At 67.6% G+C, this 15,174-nt stretch carries 13 protein-coding genes; 10 read left to right on the top strand and 3 right to left on the bottom strand.

Translation table 11 applies throughout. The features are described 5' to 3' along the window. Positions 1 to 17: 17 nt before the first annotated feature. Entirely contained in the window at positions 18 to 758 is a 741-nt protein-coding gene (ubiG, locus tag AC1RM6_RS04120; protein ID WP_493098362.1) for a bifunctional 2-polyprenyl-6-hydroxyphenol methylase/3-demethylubiquinol 3-O-methyltransferase UbiG, read from the bottom strand. 72 nt (positions 759 to 830) lie between these two features. Here ubiG and AC1RM6_RS04125 point away from each other — a divergent pair, with 72 nt between their 5' ends. From AC1RM6_RS04125 to AC1RM6_RS04170, 10 genes are all read left to right on the top strand, one after another. Continuing rightward, positions 831 to 2,087 (top strand): aspartate kinase, encoded by a 1,257-nt coding sequence (locus tag AC1RM6_RS04125; RefSeq protein WP_493098363.1) that lies wholly within the window; start codon positions 831 to 833, stop codon positions 2,085 to 2,087. A gap of 29 nt (positions 2,088 to 2,116) precedes the next feature. Next, a complete protein-coding gene (locus AC1RM6_RS04130; RefSeq protein WP_493099532.1) occupies positions 2,117 to 3,103 on the top strand; it encodes an NAD(P)H-dependent flavin oxidoreductase in 987 nt (328 codons plus the stop codon). 83 nt (positions 3,104 to 3,186) lie between these two features. Beyond that, positions 3,187 to 5,463 (top strand): phosphoenolpyruvate--protein phosphotransferase, encoded by a 2,277-nt coding sequence (gene ptsP, locus AC1RM6_RS04135; RefSeq protein ID WP_493098365.1) that lies wholly within the window; start codon positions 3,187 to 3,189, stop codon positions 5,461 to 5,463. Positions 5,464 to 5,589: 126 nt separating this feature from the next. Then, positions 5,590 to 6,543, top strand: coding sequence for a helix-turn-helix domain-containing protein (locus tag AC1RM6_RS04140; RefSeq protein WP_493098367.1), 954 nt, complete (start codon positions 5,590 to 5,592; stop codon positions 6,541 to 6,543). A 59-nt stretch (positions 6,544 to 6,602) separates the two neighbouring features. Next, entirely contained in the window at positions 6,603 to 7,514 is a 912-nt protein-coding gene (locus AC1RM6_RS04145; RefSeq protein ID WP_493098369.1) for a YbgF trimerization domain-containing protein, read from the top strand. After that, a complete protein-coding gene (tilS, locus tag AC1RM6_RS04150; protein WP_493098371.1) occupies positions 7,498 to 8,472 on the top strand; it encodes a tRNA lysidine(34) synthetase TilS in 975 nt (324 codons plus the stop codon). The genes AC1RM6_RS04145 and tilS overlap by 17 nt, the downstream gene beginning before the upstream one ends. A 78-nt stretch (positions 8,473 to 8,550) precedes the next feature. Next, positions 8,551 to 10,503: an ATP-dependent zinc metalloprotease FtsH gene (gene ftsH, locus AC1RM6_RS04155; protein WP_493098373.1), complete on the top strand. Its 1,953-nt coding sequence runs from the start codon at positions 8,551 to 8,553 to the stop codon at positions 10,501 to 10,503. Between the two features lie 75 nt (positions 10,504 to 10,578). Beyond that, positions 10,579 to 10,878 (top strand): putative quinol monooxygenase, encoded by a 300-nt coding sequence (locus AC1RM6_RS04160; protein ID WP_493098375.1) that lies wholly within the window; start codon positions 10,579 to 10,581, stop codon positions 10,876 to 10,878. Between the two features lie 42 nt (positions 10,879 to 10,920). Next, positions 10,921 to 12,540: an NAD(P)/FAD-dependent oxidoreductase gene (locus AC1RM6_RS04165; RefSeq protein ID WP_493098377.1), complete on the top strand. Its 1,620-nt coding sequence runs from the start codon at positions 10,921 to 10,923 to the stop codon at positions 12,538 to 12,540. Further along, positions 12,537 to 13,730 (top strand): glycosyltransferase family 87 protein, encoded by a 1,194-nt coding sequence (locus AC1RM6_RS04170; RefSeq protein WP_493098379.1) that lies wholly within the window; start codon positions 12,537 to 12,539, stop codon positions 13,728 to 13,730. The genes AC1RM6_RS04165 and AC1RM6_RS04170 overlap by 4 nt, the downstream gene beginning before the upstream one ends. On the opposite strand, the gene AC1RM6_RS04175 is transcribed toward AC1RM6_RS04170, so the two are convergent. Continuing rightward, positions 13,731 to 14,213, bottom strand: coding sequence for an RNA pyrophosphohydrolase (locus AC1RM6_RS04175; protein ID WP_493098381.1), 483 nt, complete (start codon positions 14,211 to 14,213; stop codon positions 13,731 to 13,733). Further along, the gene (locus AC1RM6_RS04180; protein ID WP_493098383.1) at positions 14,210 to 15,160 is read right to left on the bottom strand and encodes an alpha/beta hydrolase; all 951 of its coding nucleotides are present in this window, start codon (positions 15,158 to 15,160) and stop codon (positions 14,210 to 14,212) included. Before AC1RM6_RS04180 ends, AC1RM6_RS04175 begins: the two co-directional genes overlap by 4 nt. Positions 15,161 to 15,174 lie beyond the last annotated feature (14 nt).

Below are 15,174 nucleotides of genomic sequence, written 5' to 3' on the forward strand. Positions count from 1 at the left end.
GCCCGTCCGGTTTCGCGTCAATCCTTTTTGGTCAGCGTAAGGAAATAGTCGAGCGACAGATTGTCGCTGACCACGAAGCCGCGTGCGGGCGAGAAGCTCAGTCCCTTGCGGTCGAGCGGCGTCAGGCCAGCGGCGGTGCAATGCGCCTCGAGTTCGTCGGGCGTCAGGAATTTCCGCCAGTCGTGCATCCCCTTGGGGACCATGCCCAGCCCTTCGCCGATCGAGATCAGCGCGAGCCGGGAGAGGAGGGTGCGGTTCGGGGTCGACAGGATCATCAGCCCGCCGGGCGCGAGCACCGCCGCGAGCGCCGCGACGAACGCCGCCGGATCGGTGACATGTTCGACCACCTCCATCGAGGTGACGAGGTCGAAGCGTTCGTCGGCGAGCGCCGCGACGTCGCCCGCGCGATAGTCGATGGTCAGGCCCTGCGCGGCGGCATGGGCCTGCGCGACCGCGATGCTTTCGGGGGCGGCATCGACCCCGGTGACGCGCGCGCCGAGCCGGGCCAGCGGCTCGGTGAGCAGCCCGGCGCCGCAGCCGACGTCGATCGCGCGTCTGCCGGCGAGCGGCTTCAGCGTCGCCGGGTCGCCATGCCAATGCGCGTCGATCTGCGCGCGGATATAGGAAAGCCGCGGTGGATTGAGCTTGTGGAGCATCGCCGACGAGCCTTTGGGATCCCACCATTCGGCGGCGATCCGGCCGAAGCGGGCGGCCTCTTGCGGGTCGATCGTTCCCGTCTGTGCTGTGCTTGCGTTCATGTCGGCCGCTCTCTATCAGGGCCGCGCCCTTGGACCCAAGGGCTTTTCGATCCCTTTGGCAGATGGTTGGCAATGGCGCGCATAGTGATGAAATTCGGCGGTACCTCGATGGCGGGGATCGAACGAATTCGCAACGTGGCCAACCGCGTCAAGCATGAGGTCGAACTGGGCAATGAGGTCGCGGTCGTCGTCTCGGCGATGTCGGGCGAGACCGACCGGCTCGTCAATTTCTGTCGCGAGGCCTCGCCGCTCTACGATCCGCGCGAATATGACGTGGTCGTCGCCTCGGGCGAGCAGGTGACCAGCGGTTTGCTGGCGATCACCCTCCAGGCGATGGGGGTGAAGGCGCGCAGCTGGCTCGGCTGGCAATTGCCGATCCGCACCTCGGACGCGCATGCCTCGGCACGGATCCAGACGATCGACACCGATGCGATCGGCAAGGCGATGGCTGCCGGCGAGGTGGCGGTGATCCCGGGTTTCCAGGGGCTGACCGAGGATGCCCGCGTCACCACGCTGGGCCGCGGTGGATCGGATACGTCGGCGGTCGCGGTGGCGGCGGCGATGAAGGCCGATCGCTGCGACATCTATACCGACGTCGACGGTGTCTATACCACCGATCCCCGTATCGTTCCCAAAGCGCGCAAGCTTGCCAAGGTGACCTATGAGGAGATGCTCGAACTGGCTTCGGTCGGCGCGAAGGTGCTCCAGACCCGTTCGGTGGGGCTCGCGATGAAGGAGAAGGTCCGTATCCAGGTCCTGTCCTCGTTCGACGCCCCGACCGACAACCCCACGCCCGGCACGATGATCGTCGGCGAAGAAGAACTCGAAGGAAGTGCCATGGAAAGCCAGCTGATCACGGGCATCGCCTATGACAAGAACGAGACCAAGGTCACGCTCACCGCGGTTCCCGATCGTCCCGGCGCGGTCGCGTCGATCTTCGCGCCGCTCGCCGACGAGAATATCAACGTCGACATGATCGTGCAGAACGTCGCGCACGACACCGGCTCGACCGACGTCACCTTCACCGTGCCGAGCGCCGAACTCGCCCGCAGCCTCGACGTGCTCGAGCGCTCGCGCGAGACGATCGGCTATACCAAGCTCGTCCATGACGCCAATGTCGCCAAGATCTCGGTGGTCGGGGTGGGCATGCGCAGCCATGCCGGCGTCGCCGCCAAGATGTTCCAGGCGCTCGCCGATCGCGGCATCAACGTGCTTGCGATCACCACCTCGGAGATCAAGGTCTCGGTGCTGATCCACGAGGATTATACCGAACTCGCGGTGCGCGTCCTCCACACCGCCTACGGCCTCGACGCCGAGGACGCGGCTTGAGCCGCGGCGGCGATCGCTTGACCGCGCTGATGGCGCGGGGGGCGGCCTTTTTCGGCAGCGAATATGCGATCCTGGCCGGGGCGATGAGCTGGGTCAGCGAGCGCAACCTGGTCGCGGCGATGTCGAACGCCGGCGGCTTCGGGGTGATCGCCTGCGGGGCGATGACCCCCGCTTTGCTCGATGCCGAGATCGCCGGCACCAAGGCGCTGACCACGCGCCCGTTCGGGGTCAATCTGATCACGATGCATCCCGACCTGATGGCGCTGATCGATGTCTGCACCAGCCATGGCGTCGGTCATGTCGTGCTCGCCGGTGGCCTTCCGCCGGGCGGCGCGATCGAGAAGATCAAGGCCGGCGGCGCCAAGGTGATCTGCTTCGCGCCCGCGCTGGCACTGGCGAAAAAGCTGATCCGCTCGGGCGTCGATGCGCTGGTGATCGAGGGAATGGAGGCCGGCGGCCATATCGGTCCGGTTTCGACCTCGGTGCTCGCGCAGGAAATGCTCCCCACGATCGCCGAGCAGCTGCCGGTGTTCGTCGCCGGGGGTATCGGTCGTGGCGAGGCGATCGCCGGCTATCTCGAAATGGGCGCCGCCGGCGTCCAGCTCGGCACGCGTTTCGCGATCGCCGCCGAATCGATCGCCCATCCCAATTTCAAGAAAGCCTTCATCCGCGCCTCGGCGCGCGATGCGGTGGCCAGCGTCCAGATCGATCCGCGGCTGCCGGTGATCCCGGTGCGCGCGCTCAAGAACGCATCGAGTGAGCTGTTCACGGCCAAGCAGCGCGAAGTCGCTCAGCAGCTCGACGAGGGCAAGATCGAAATGCTCGAGGCGCAGCTCCAGATCGAGCATTATTGGGCCGGTGCGCTGCGCCGCGCGGTGATCGACGGCGACGTCGAACATGGTTCGGTGATGGCGGGCCAGTCGGTCGGAATGGTGACCAAGGAAGAGCCGATCGCCGACATCATCGCGACGCTGCTGGCCGAGGCGGCGAGCGCGCTGGACAATCGCGGCCACTGATCGGGCATCGCCTATCTTTTCTTGATGCCGCCGAAACATTCGCGGCATTGGAAAGCTGTCGCGCTTTCTGATAGCGCGCGCTTATGGCTCCTGCGACCGCGACCTCCGCTGCACGCGAAATCCTTACCCGCCTTCACGATGTGATGGCGTCGCGCTCGGCTGCGCAGACCAAGCTCAACCAGGTCGTCCAGATCATCGGCGAGGCGCTCAACACCGAGGTCTGCTCGATCTACCTGCTGCGCGACGGCGTGCTCGAACTGTTCGCGACCCGCGGCCTCAAGCAGGAGGCGGTCCACGTCACCAAGATGGCGCTGGGCGAGGGGCTGGTCGGCACGATCGCCGAGGATGTCGAGACGCTCAACCTCGACGAGGCCACCAGCCACCCCGATTTCGCCTATAAGCCCGAAACCGGCGAGGAGCTGTTCCACAGTTTCGCCGGCGTCCCGATCGTGCGCCGCCATCAGGCGGTCGGGGTGGTCGCGGTCCAGCATCGCGACCAGCGCAAGTTCGACGAAGTCGAGATCGAGGCGCTGCAGACTGTCGCGATGGTGCTCGCCGAGCTGATCGCCGGCGCCGGGCTGATCGACGAGGGCACCAGCGGACCGGGCGGGCGGCGTGAGACCGGCCCGGCGCGGCTGACCGGGCTCAAGCTGGTCGAGGGCATGGGGCGCGGCCGCGCGGTCTATCATCAGCCGCGGATCGAGATCGAACATACCGTCGCCGAGGACACCGAGGCCGAGCGCCACCGCGTCATCTCCGCCTTCGCCAAGATGCGCGACCAGATCGAGCGGATGACCCGCGAGGTCGATTTCGGCGTCGCCGGCGAGCATCAGGACGTCCTCGAGATGTACAAGATGTTCGCCTATGACGAGGGCTGGATCCGTCGCATCAACGAGGCGATCGACAGCGGTCTGACCGCCGAGGCGGCGATCGAGCGCGTCCAGCAGCGGACCCGGATGCGGATGCGCGAGATCGCCGACCCGTTGCTCGCCGACCGGATGCACGATCTCGAGGATCTGTCGAACCGGCTGCTGCGGATCGTCTCGGGCCAGCTCGGCACCGCCGCCCAGCTCGGGCTGCGCCAGGATTCGATCCTGGTCGCCCGCAATCTCGGCCCCGCCGAACTGCTCGAATATGACCGGCGCCGGCTCAAGGGCGTGCTGCTCGAGGAGGGATCGCTCACCGCGCATGTCACGATCGTCGCCCGTGCGATGGGCATTCCGGTGCTCGGCCGGGTCAAGGGCGTGCGGATGGCGGTCAACGAGGGCGACTGGCTGCTGCTCGACGGGACCCAGGGCTCGGTGGTCGCACGACCGACCACGACGATGGACGAGGCGTTCGACGCCGGGCTGGTCATCGGCCAGAAGCGCCGCGCCGAGTTCGCGGCGATGCGCGACCTGCCGGCCGAGACCAAGGACGGCGTCCGCATCGAGTTGATGGTCAACGCCGGGCTGCGCGACGACATGGCCGCGCTCGACGTCACCGGCGCCGACGGCATCGGCCTGTTCCGCACCGAATTCCAGTTCCTCGTTTCGGCGACGCTGCCGCAGCGCGAGCGCCAGCAGCGGCTGTACAAGGAAGTGCTCGATGCCGCGGGCGACCGGCCGGTGGTGTTCCGCACGGTCGACATCGGCGGCGACAAGGCGTTGCCCTATATGAACAGCGGCGATGCCGAGCCCGAGGAGAATCCGGCGCTCGGCTGGCGCGCGATCCGGCTCGCGCTCGATCGCGACGCGCTGATGAAGGTGCAGGCGCGCGCGCTGATCGAGGCCGCCGCGGGACGCACCCTCAACGTGATGTTCCCGATGGTCTCCGAACCCTGGGAATATGAGCAGGCGGTCGCCCTGTTCGAGGCGCAGCGCAAATGGGTCCATGAGCGCGGGCGCATGCCGCCGGCGGCGATCCGCTACGGGACGATGCTCGAGGTGCCGGCGCTGGCCGAGACCCTCGACATGCTGCTGCCGCGGCTCGATTTCCTTTCGATCGGCACCAACGATCTCACCCAGTTCCTGTTTGCCGCCGACCGCGCCAATCCGCGGCTGGCCGAACGCTATGACTGGCTGAGCCCGGCGATCCTGCGCTTCCTGCAGCGGGTCGTGCGCCAATCGACCGACGCCGGCGTGCCGGTCGGGGTGTGCGGCGAGATGGGGGGCAGGACGCTCGAGGCGATGGCGCTGATCGGGCTCGGCATCGGCCGCCTCTCGATCACCCCGGCCGCGATCGGTCCGGTCAAGGCGATGATCCGATCGCTCGATGCCGGCGCGCTGCGCGGGGCGATGGCCGACATGCTGCGGCGCCCGGCGCGAACCCTGCGGCCGGACCTCGAAAAATGGGCGGATGAGCGGTCGGTTGCGACCTGATGATCGGAAAACGGCGGAATCCGAGGAAAAAAGGTCCAAAGCGGCTGCGAATTTTGCATTAGCCTATTTGACAGCCTAGGCTCGGACCATCACAGCCCGCCATGACGGCGCAAGGGAGATCGCTCGATGACGGATAGCGGAAAGGACCAGGGTCTTTTCCCGAGAGGCGTGGGTGAGCAGCTGGCCGAGGCGCGCGTCGCGCAGAAACTCGAGCTGGCCGACATCGCCGAACGCACGCGCATTCCCGAGCGCCATCTGCGCGCGATCGAGCAGGGCAACCATGAAGGTCTGCCCGCAATCCCCTATTCGGCGGGCTTCGTCAAAAGCTATGCCAACATGCTCGGCCTCGACGGTCAGGCGATGTCGACCGCCTTTCGCAGCGAGGTCGGCGAGCAGCGGCGCGAGGCGTTCCAGCCCGAGGCCTATGAGCCGGCCGACCCCTCGCGGGTGCCGTCGAAGCTGCTGGCGATGGTCGCGCTCGGCGTCGCGCTGCTGCTCGGCATGGGCTATCTGCTGCTGCGCTTCGAGGGCGACAGCACCGACCTCGCCAAGCTCGCCGCCGATACGCCCGAGGAGATCCACCGCGCGCCGGTTCCGGTGAGGCCCAACGCGATCGCGCCGGTGGCACCCGCGCAGCCGGCGGTTCCGGCCGGGGTGATCGCGGTCAATGCCGCCGAGGATGTCTGGGTCAAGATTTCCGAACGCGACGGGCCGAACCTGCTGATGGGGGTGATGAAGGCCGGCGAGCGGTTCGAGATTCCCGAGACCGCGGTCGATCCGATTCTGCGGACCGGGCGTCCGCAGGTGATCAAGGTGACGCTGGGCGAAACCGCACTGCCGCCGATCGGCGAACCCGACCGGCTGGTCCGTGCCTATAGCCTCAAGCGCGATGCGCTGGTGGCGATCGCGACCGGCAAGCCCGTCGAGCCGGCAGCGGTCGTCGGGGCGGCGACGGGCGCGGTTGCGACCCCGGCACCGGCCGTGCCGGCGCGTCCGCTGGGGCGCCGCCGACCGGCGGTTGATGCCGCTCCTGCACCGGTCGATCCGAACGGGGCGGGGCCGGCCGGGGGTCAGTCTTGATCCCGTCCGCTTCTCCACGGCATATTCATACCCCTCCCCACGGTCCTAGGAAGTCCAGCATGAAGAAGGCGATCATCGCCCTCCTGTTCCTGTCCACCGCCGGCGCGGCGATCGCGGCCGAGCCGCCGATGCCGATCGACGGTCGGGTCGGCAAGCTCGAGAAGGAGATGCGCGCGGTCCAGCGCAAGGTCTTCCCGGGCGGCACCCAGCAATATCTCGAACCCGAGATCAAGCCCGAGGCGGCGCCCGCCGCACCGGTCGGCGCGCCGGCCGACAGCCCGGTCGCCGATCTGTCGCGCCGTGTCGATGCGCTCGAAAAGGCGCTCGCGCAGATGACCGGCCAAGTCGAGCAGAACAGCTATAATCTGCGCAAGCTCGAGGATCAGTTCGCCAAGATGAAGGGCGATGCCGAATTCCGGCTCAACGCGCTCGAGGGTAAGGGGCCGGCGCCGGCCGCGGGCACCGGTGCCAATGTTCCGTTCGTCTCGCCGCCGCCGCCCAAGGTGGCAACTGCCGCGCCCGCCGCGACGGTGCCGGCGACCACCGCCGCCGCGGCTCCGGCGGCGCCGGGCACCGGCGACCCCGGCTATGACGCCTATATGATCGGTTATAATCTGTGGGTGGACAAGAAATATCCCGAGGCGGTCGCCGCGCTCAAGGCGATGTACGCCAAATATCCCAAGCATAAATATGCGAGCTATGCGCGCAACCTTGCCGGCCGCGCCTATCTCGACAATGGCCTGTACAATGACGCGATCCGCGAATTCTTCGAGAATACGAAGAATGAGGCGGGCGAGCGCGCGCCGCACAGCTATGTCTACATGGCGCAGGCGCTGATGAAGCGGAAGCCGCCGCTCCCCGACAAGGCCTGCCAGGCCTATGAGGTGCTCGAGGCCAAATATCCCGACAAGGTCACCGGTGGGCTCGCCGAACTGGTGACCAAGGGAAAGGCCGATGCCAAGTGCCAGTAGGGCAGGGCTGATCGCGCCGCCGGTCGATCCGGCGGCGGTCGCACGATTCGGGGCCGACCTCGCGCGTCTCGATCCCGGTTTGGCGGTCGGCCGGTTCGGTATCGCGGTTTCGGGCGGTCCCGACAGCATGGCGCTGCTCATGCTGGCCGCCGCACATAGGCCCGGCCGGGTCGAGGCGGCGACGGTCGACCATGGGCTGCGTTCGACGGCCGCCGGCGAGGCGGCGATGGTGGCCGCTTTCTGTGCGATGCTCGGGGTCCCGCACGCGATCCTGAAGGTGCGGGTCGAACCCGGCGCCAGCGTCCAGGCGGCGGCGCGGCGCGCCCGTTACGCGGCGCTCGGCAAATGGGCGCGGGGCAGGGCGATCGACGCATTGCTGACCGCGCATCATGCCGACGACCAGGCCGAGACGCTGATGATGCGGCTCGCGCGGGGGGCGGGCACCGCCGGGCTCGCGGGCATCCGCGATCGCCGCGATCTGGGCGGGCTGTGGCTGCTGCGTCCGCTGCTCGGCTGGCGCCGCGCCGAACTGGCGGCGATCGTTCGCGACGTCGCCACCGTCGACGATCCTTCCAATGCCGATCCGCATCATGATCGCACCCATGTCCGCGCACTGCTGGCGGCCAATCCGCGGATCGATCCGTTGCGGCTGGCGGCCAGCGCCGCACATCTGGCGGAGAGCGAAACGGCACTCGACTGGGTCGCCGACGAGGCGATCCGGTCGCGCTGCGCGGTCCGGGACGACGGGGCGTGGACCGCCGATCTCGAAGGGCTTCCCCGCGCGATCCGCTGGCGGACGCTGGCGAAACTGGTCGCAACGGCCGATTCGCCGGCGGACGGCTCGACGGTCGATCATGCGCTCGAACGGCTCGACCGCGGCGAAATCGCCAGCATCGGCCGCCTGAAAATCACGCCTGGGCGCAGTTTCCTGTTGGAACGGGCAACCGGGCGTCGCTGAATCGTTCAGCATTCCGCAACCGCGCATTGTCATTGATACGCCAATGCCTATCTTGGTGCCCGAAAGGCGGACCCGCGCATGAGTGACAATAAAGAGCCCCAGCAGCCCAATCCCTGGATGAAGAGCCTCGCCATATGGATGGGCATCCTTCTCGCGCTGGTGCTGTTCGTTTCGATGTTCGAAAGCTCGTCGCGCAGCGCGGGCGGTGATTCGATCGCCTATTCCGAATTCCTGGCCCGCGTGAACGAGGGCACCGTCCGCGAAGTCGATATCGGCGACGGGATGGTCACCGGTAAATATACCAACGGCACGAGCTTCAGCGCCAACGCGCCGAGCGATCCGATGCTGATCCAGCGCCTGTCGGACAAGAATGTCACCTTCCGCGCCAAGCCGGAGGAGCAGACCAGCTTCTGGATGATCATGCTCTACCAGTCGCTGCCGTTCCTGCTGATCCTCGGCATCGCCTTCTTCGTGATGCGCCAGATGCAGAAGAACGCCGGTTCGGGCGCGATGGGCTTCGGCAAGAGCCGGGCGAAGATGCTCACCGAGAAGCATGGCCGCGTCACCTTCGACGACGTCGCCGGCATCGACGAGGCCCGCGAGGAACTGCAGGAGATCGTCGATTTCCTCAAGGATCCGACCAAGTTCGCCCGGCTGGGCGGCAAGATCCCCAAGGGCGCGCTGCTGGTCGGCTCGCCGGGTACCGGCAAGACCCTGCTCGCCCGTGCGATCGCCGGTGAGGCCAATGTGCCCTTCTTCACGATCTCGGGCTCGGATTTCGTCGAGATGTTCGTCGGCGTCGGCGCCAGCCGTGTCCGCGACATGTTCGAACAGGCGAAGAAGAATGCGCCGTGCATCGTCTTCATCGACGAAATCGACGCGGTCGGCCGCCATCGCGGCGCTGGTCTCGGCAACGGCAATGACGAGCGCGAGCAGACCCTCAACCAGCTGCTGGTCGAGATGGACGGGTTCGAGGCGAATGAGGGCATCATCATCGTCGCCGCGACCAACCGCCCCGACGTGCTCGATCCCGCGCTGCTGCGTCCGGGCCGCTTCGACCGCCAGGTCGTCGTCCCGCGCCCCGACATTGAGGGCCGCGAGAAGATCCTCGCCGTGCATATGAAGAAGGTGCCGCTGGCCCCCGACGTCAATGCCCGCACGATCGCGCGCGGCACCCCGGGCTTCTCGGGCGCCGATCTCGCCAACCTCGTCAACGAGGCCGCGCTGCTGGCCGCCCGTAAGGGCAAGCGGCTGGTCGCGATGCGCGAGTTCGAGGAGGCCAAGGACAAGGTCATGATGGGCGCCGAGCGCAAATCGATGGTCATGACCGAGGACGAGAAGAAGGCGACCGCCTATCATGAGGCCGGCCATGCGCTCGTCTCGCTTCATGTCCCGGGCTGCGATCCGCTCCACAAGGTTACGATCATTCCGCGCGGCCGTGCGCTGGGCGTGACCTGGAACCTGCCCGAGCGCGACCGCTATTCGATGACGATGAAGCAGATGAAGGCGCGGCTCGCGCTGTGCTTCGGCGGCCGTATCGCCGAGCAGATCATCTATGGTGCCGACGAGCTCAACACCGGCGCGTCCAACGACATCCAGCAGGCCACCGACATGGCCCGTTCGATGGTGATGGAATATGGCATGTCCGAAAAGCTCGGCTGGCTGCGCTATCGCGACAATCAGGATGAGGTGTTCCTCGGCCATTCGGTGTCGCGCAACCAGAGCGTCTCCGAGGAGACAGCGCGCCTGATCGACCAGGAGGTTCGCCGTCTCGTCGAGGAAGGCGAGCATGTCGCCCGCACCGTGCTCACCGAGAATCTCGACGAGCTTCATCGCCTCGGCACCGCGCTGCTCGAATATGAGACGCTGTCGGGCGAGGAGGCCAAAAGGGTGATCAAGGGCGAGGATATCGGCCGCGACGACGGCGCTTCGCGCCAGCCGATCGCGCTCGGCACCGGTGGCTCGTCGATCCCCAAGAGCAAGCGCCCGGGTGGCTCGGGCGGAAGCTGGGGGGACGCCCAGCCTGCCTGACGACCGGTTCGATCGAAACCGACGGGGCCGCGCCGACGCAGGTTGGCGCGGCCCTTTCCTTGTGGAGAGCCCTTCATGCTGCTGATCGTCGGAACGGTCCGCCTGCCGCCGGAAAATCTCGCTGAGGCGCGTCCGGCGATGGCGGCGATGGTCATGGCCAGCCGCGCCGAGCCGGGCTGCGTCGAATATGGCTATGCCGAGGATCTGTTCGATCCGGGGCTGATCCACGTCACGGAACGATGGGTCGACCGTGCGGCGCTCGACGCCCATTTCGCGGCCCCGCATATCGCGGCCTGGCGCGCGGCATGGCCCACACTGGGCATCGGCGATCGCAATCTCGTCCTGTACGAGGTGGGAGAGCCGGGCGCGATATAAGGCGCAGTGGCGCATCGGGCGGCGCACGGCTAAAGGGCCTTCATGCTTCGCCTGACCGAACTCAAGCTCCCGCTCGATCATCCTCCCGAAGCGATCCCGGCCGCGATCGTCGCGAAGCTCGGGATCGACCGCGGCGAGCTGGTCGATTTCAGCATAGCCCGCCGCGCCAACGACGCGCGCCGCAAGTCGGCGATCCTGCTGGTCTATTCGGTCGATGTCGTGCTGCGGGACGAGGCGGCGATCTTGGCGCGCTTCGCCGGCGACAAGGATGTGAAGCCTACCCCCGACACCGAATATCGCTTCGTCGCCCGTGCCCCGGCGGGGGCATCGCGGCCGGTGGTGATCGGGGCGGGGCCCTGCGGCCTGTTCGCCGGTCTGATCCTCGCGCAGATGGGGTTTCGCCCGATCATCGTCGATCGCGGCAAGGTGGTGCGCGAACGGACCAAGGACACTTGGGGGCTGTGGCGCAAATCGGTGCTCGACCCCGAATCGAACGTCCAGTTCGGCGAGGGCGGGGCGGGGACCTTTTCGGACGGCAAGCTCTACAGCCAGATCAAGGATCCGCGCTTCCTCGGCCGCAAGGTGCTGACCGAGTTCGTCAAGGCGGGCGCGCCCGCAGACATATTGACCGAGGCGCATCCGCATATCGGCACCTTCCGGCTGGTAACGATGGTCGAAAGCATGCGCCGGACGATCGAGGGGCTGGGCGGGGAGTATCGCTGGCAAAGCCGGGTCGAGGATCTCGACATCGAGACCGGGGCCGACGGCAGCCGGCGGGTGAGGGGGCTGCGCCTCCAGACCGGCGAGCATATCGTCGCCGACCATGTCGTGCTCGCGGTCGGGCATAGCGCGCGCGACACCTTCCACATGCTCCATGAGCGCGGCGTCCAGATCGAAGCCAAGCCCTTCTCGATCGGGGTGCGGATCGAGCATCCGCAATCCTGGATCGACCGGGCGCGGTTCGGAACCTGCGCGGGGCATCCCGATCTCGGCGCCGCCGCCTACAGCCTGTCGCACCATTGCGGCAATGGCCGCACCGTCTACAGCTTCTGCATGTGCCCGGGCGGGCGGGTGGTGGCGGCGACCTCCGAAGCGGGGCGGGTCGTCACCAACGGCATGAGCCAATATTCGCGGGCCGAGTTCAACGCCAATTCGGGGCTCGTCGTCGGGATCGATCCCGCGCGCGACTATCCCGATCACCCGCTCGCCGGCATCGCCCTCCAGCGCCATTGGGAATCGCTCGCCTTCGTCGCCGGCGGCTCGACCTATGCCGCGCCGGGCCAGAAGGTCGGCGATTTCCTCGCCGGCCGCCCCTCGACCGAGCTGGGCGAGGTCAAGCCCTCCTACCAGCCGGGGGTGCATCTCACCGACCTGTCGGCCTGCCTGCCCGATTTCGTGATCGAGGCGTTCCGCGAGGCGCTGCCCGCCTTCGGCCGGCAGATCCCGCTCTACGATCATCCCGACGCGATCATGACCGGGGTCGAGACGCGCACCTCGTCGCCGATCCGCATCGGCCGTGGCCGCGACTTTCAGAGCCTAAACACATCGGGGCTCTACCCGTCTGGCGAAGGCGCCGGCTATGCCGGCGGCATCCTGTCGGCGGCGATCGACGGCATCAAGGTCGCCGAGGCGGTGGCGACGAGCATGACGGCGGGCGGGTGACCGCCGGCGCGGCGCGGACGGCCGGCGGCGGGCTGTCGCTGCTGCAGGCCTGCTGGCTGTTCGGCGCGCTGATCGCGGTGAAGCTGATCGCGACCGATATCGGGCTGTCCGACGGCCTGGCGATCCCGAAATATGGGGTGATGGTCGGCCGGGATTTCGCCAATCTGTGGGTCGGCGGCAAGATGGCATGGTCCGGCCAGCTCGCGCATCTCTACGACGTGCCCGCCTATAACGAGATCATGCGCGGCTATTTCCCGACCCAGCTCCGGCACAATTATGCCTATCCGCCGCATACGCTCGCATTTGGCGCTCTGCTGGCGCTGCTGCCCTATGCGGCGGCGCTCGCCGTCTGGCTGGTCGGCACCGGGGCGCTGTTCGTGGCGGCCGCGCGCCATGTCCTGCCGCGCGATATGCCGCTGCTCGCCAGGGGGATGCTGCTGGTCACGCCGGCGGCGATCGTCAATATCTGGACCGGGCAATATGGCTTCCTGACCGGCGCGCTCTGGCTGTCGGCCTTCGCGGCGATCGACCGATCGCAGGCGCGCAGCGGGATCGCCGCCGGCCTTGCGACGGTGAAGCCGCATCTGGGCCTGTTGCTGCCGGCGATATTGATCGGCCGGCGGCGGCTTGCCGCGATCGGCACGGCGATCGCGGTGATCGTGGCGCTTGTCGTTGCCAGCGGGCTGCTGTTCGGGTTCGATCTGTGGCGCGATTATCTGCTCAAGGTTCCGGCGACCCAGGCGGCGATCCTCGCCTCGCCGGAACCGCAATTCTATTTCAAGCTGATGCCGACCACCGCGGTGGCGCTGCGGAGCCTGCCGCCGATGCTGGCGATCGTCGGGCAGGTGGCGACCGCGCTGATCGCACTCGTCCTGCTGTGGCGGGCGCGGGGGCTGCCGGCGACCGATCTCGCCTTCGTCGCGGCGACGGCGACCCTGCTCATACTGCCCTATGCGTTCGATTACGACATGACCGTCGCCAATCTCGGCTTCGGGATCGTGCTGCTCACCGGCTGGAACGGGCTCGCCCTATGGGAAAAGGCGGCGCTCGCTCTGGCCTATGTCCTGCCGAGCCTGTCGATCGCTGCCGACCCGCTGGGCCTGCCGCTCGGCCCGCCGATCCTGCTGGCGGCCCTGGTCGTGCAGGTCCGCCGGCTGGTGGCGATGAACGCGGAAGCCGCGGGCGCCTGATCAGCCGGCGATACCGAGATGCTCTTTGAACGCGTCGACGACATCGGCATAGAGCTGCTTCTTGAACGGGACGATCAGGTCGACCAGTTCGCCGGCATCGACCCATTTATAGGCGCGGAATTCGGGTTCGGCGGTGTCGAGGTTGATGTCGGCATCGGTGCCGAGGAAGCGCGCGACGAACCAGTGCTGGCTCTGGCCGCGATATTTGCCGCCCCAGACCTTCTTCAGCAGATCGTCGGGAAGCTCGTAGAGCAATTCCTTCGGGGCCTTGCCGAGGATCGTCACCAGCCGCGGTGGGATGCCGGTCTCTTCCTCGAGTTCGCGTAGGGCCCCGGCCTCGGGTGCCTCGCCCTTGTTCAGGCCGCCCTGCGGCATCTGCCAGGCGTCGACCGCATTGTCGATGCGCTGGGCGACGAACACCTGGTTGCGGTCGTTGAGCAGCATGACCGCAGCGGCGGGGCGGTAGGGGAGCTTCTCTCTCATGGTCGGTAATCCTCGATCATCTGGCGGAGCAGCCCCAGGCATGAGCGCAGGTCCTGCTCCGAGGAAGGAATGGCTTTGCGCAGGGTGAGCCAGCCATGGATATTGCCCTTGGCCTCGCGATAGATGGTCGGCACCCCGGCGGCGATGCAGGAAGCGGCGTGCGCGCGGCCCTGGTCGAGCAAGGGGTCGAGCGAAGCGGTGACGATCAGCGTCGGCGGCATGCCCTGCAGGGATTTCGTCCCCGGCGAAGCGCGCCAATGGGTGAAATCGGGCGCATATTGCTCGTTGAACCACAGAAGATTCTCGATCGTCAGCATATGGCCCTGGCCGAAGCGATCGGTCGACGGATAGCGCTTGCGCAGATCGGCGGCGGGATAGATCGGCCAGGTCGCGATCACCGGCAGCGCCGTCGGCGCGTCGCGCAGCGCCATTGCCGTCACGATCGCCAGATTGCCGCCGGCGCTGTCGCCGGCGAGGACCAGCGAATCGAATCGGCGGCCGAACAGGTCGGGCTGGGCGGCCGCCCAGCGGGTGGCCGCCTCGCAGTCGTCGGGTGCGGCGGGCCATCCCTGCTCGGGGGCGAGCCGATAGTCGATCGACAGCAGCGGCAAGTCGAGTGCGGTGGCGATGTCGACGCACGCCGCGTCGTGGGTGTCGAGGTTGCCGAGCACGAAGCCGCCGCCATGGTAGAAGACCAGCAGCGGGCCCGGGCCTTCGCGGGTTGCGCGCGGATCGTAGAAGCGCGCGCCGATCGTGCGGCCATCGGCCTCGATTGCAAGGTCGCGCCGCAGCGCGATCGGCCCGGCCGCGACATCGGCGGCCTCGGCCATCGCCTGGAACATCGCGCGGGCGGTCGACGCGTCGACCTCATGGGTGCGCGGACCCGGGCTGCCATTGACCCAGTCGAGGAAAGCCCTGACGTCGGGACGGATATAGTCTTCGCTCATGACGTTTCCTTCCG

The organism is Rhizorhabdus sp. GW822-FHT03C02, assembly GCF_058801765.1.

Bases quoted from the DNA above. Each gene is read 5' to 3' on its own strand.
- ubiG (WP_493098362.1), bottom strand. From the start codon at position 758: ATGAACGCAAGCACAGCACAGACGGGAACGATCGACCCGCAAGAGGCC.
- AC1RM6_RS04125 (WP_493098363.1), top strand. From the start codon at position 831: ATGGCGCGCATAGTGATGAAATTCGGCGGTACCTCGATGGCGGGGATC.
- AC1RM6_RS04130 (WP_493099532.1), top strand. From the start codon at position 2,117: ATGGCGCGGGGGGCGGCCTTTTTCGGCAGCGAATATGCGATCCTGGCC.
- ptsP (WP_493098365.1), top strand. From the start codon at position 3,187: ATGGCTCCTGCGACCGCGACCTCCGCTGCACGCGAAATCCTTACCCGC.
- AC1RM6_RS04140 (WP_493098367.1), top strand. From the start codon at position 5,590: ATGACGGATAGCGGAAAGGACCAGGGTCTTTTCCCGAGAGGCGTGGGT.
- AC1RM6_RS04145 (WP_493098369.1), top strand. From the start codon at position 6,603: ATGAAGAAGGCGATCATCGCCCTCCTGTTCCTGTCCACCGCCGGCGCG.
- tilS (WP_493098371.1), top strand. From the start codon at position 7,498: ATGCCAAGTGCCAGTAGGGCAGGGCTGATCGCGCCGCCGGTCGATCCG.
- ftsH (WP_493098373.1), top strand. From the start codon at position 8,551: ATGAGTGACAATAAAGAGCCCCAGCAGCCCAATCCCTGGATGAAGAGC.
- AC1RM6_RS04160 (WP_493098375.1), top strand. From the start codon at position 10,579: ATGCTGCTGATCGTCGGAACGGTCCGCCTGCCGCCGGAAAATCTCGCT.
- AC1RM6_RS04165 (WP_493098377.1), top strand. From the start codon at position 10,921: ATGCTTCGCCTGACCGAACTCAAGCTCCCGCTCGATCATCCTCCCGAA.
- AC1RM6_RS04175 (WP_493098381.1), bottom strand. From the start codon at position 14,213: ATGAGAGAGAAGCTCCCCTACCGCCCCGCCGCTGCGGTCATGCTGCTC.
- AC1RM6_RS04180 (WP_493098383.1), bottom strand. From the start codon at position 15,160: ATGAGCGAAGACTATATCCGTCCCGACGTCAGGGCTTTCCTCGACTGG.